Origin of the sequence: Pseudomonas sp. Pseusp3, assembly GCF_047304225.1 — a bacterium.
GTDB lineage: Bacteria > Pseudomonadota > Gammaproteobacteria > Pseudomonadales > Pseudomonadaceae > Aquipseudomonas > Aquipseudomonas fluorescens_CD.
Genome location: NZ_JBGLYV010000222.1, coordinates 1 through 1234, shown reverse-complemented (window position 1 = coordinate 1234; position 1234 = coordinate 1). Strand labels below are relative to the sequence as shown.

At 56.9% G+C, this 1234-nt stretch carries 1 protein-coding gene; it reads left to right on the top strand.

The features are described from left to right. Positions 1–63 precede the first annotated feature (63 nt). Positions 64–1224, top strand: a complete 1161-nt coding sequence (locus tag ACCD00_RS30620) for an IS30 family transposase (protein ID WP_413428923.1) — start codon at positions 64–66, stop codon at positions 1222–1224. Positions 1225–1234: the final 10 nt, after the last annotated feature.

Below are 1234 nucleotides of genomic sequence, written 5' to 3'. Positions count from 1 at the left end.
CTGTGGATTCAACCGGTCGATGCAACACAACTAAATTCTGTGTGAGCAGAAGGAGTGTTGCAGATGAAGCAGAGACCTCGGATCTATTACACCGAAAGCCAGAAAAAACTGATGTGGGATCACTGGCAGAAAGGCGACTCTCTCCAGCACATCGCCCAACTATTTGATCGAAACCACTCATCGATACAGCGCATCCTGGCGGAGACCGGGGGGATCAGACCCGCTGTACGGCGCAGGTCCAGATTGGCGCTGACGTTGGCTGAACGCGAAGAGATTTCGCGTGCAGTGGTGGCAGGTAACTCGATCCGTTCCATAGCCGCGCTGCTAGGGCGAGCAGCCTCTACGATCAGTCGTGAGATCAGACGCAACGGTGGCCAAGGAGGCTACCGGGCTAATCGAGCGGATCAGGCGGCCTGGGATCGCGCCCATCGCCCCAAGGTCTGCAAGCTTGTTGAGCACCGAGCGGTGGCGCAAATTGTTGCAGACAAGCTTCAATTGCAGTGGTCACCGGAACAAATTGCCGGCTGGCTGAAGCGCACCTACCCGGACGATACGAGCTATCAGGTGTCACACGAGACGATCTATCGCACCCTCTTCATACAGGCTCGCGGGGCTCTGAAGAAGGAGTTGCTTGAGCATTTACGGCGAACGCGAGCCATGCGTCGCTCGCGCCATCACACGCAGAAGAAAGAAAATCACGGTCGAATCACAGACGCGGTATCGATCCGCGAACGCCCGGCCGCGGCTCAGGATCGGGCGGTGCCAGGTCACTGGGAAGGTGACCTGCTGTGCGGTAGCAGGAATAGCCAGATTGCCACTCTTGTGGAGCGTCATACCCGTTACGTAATGCTGGTGAAGTTGGCCGGTAAGGATACCGAGACGGTCATCAGCGCCCTGATCGAAAACGCCCGCGAACTTCCCGAGGAACTCTACCAATCGCTGACCTGGGATCGTGGCAAAGAGATGGCTGACCATAAGCGCTTTACAGTGGCTACCGACATCAAGGTCTACTTCTGCGACCCTCATCGTCCCTGGCAACGGGGATCGAATGAGAACACCAACGGGTTGTTAAGGCAGTACTTCCCGAAAGGGACCGACCTGGCGGAGCACTCGCAAGCCACGCTCAATGAAGTGGCAAGGCAGCTGAACAGCCGCCCCCGGAAAACACTAAACTACGAAACGCCCGCTGAACGATTTAGCCAATCTGTTGCATCGACCGGTTGAATCCACAACC

Coding starts and splice junctions, on each gene's coding strand:
- ACCD00_RS30620 (WP_413428923.1), top strand. CDS start 64: ATGAAGCAGAGACCTCGGATCTATTACACCGAAAGCCAGAAAAAACTG.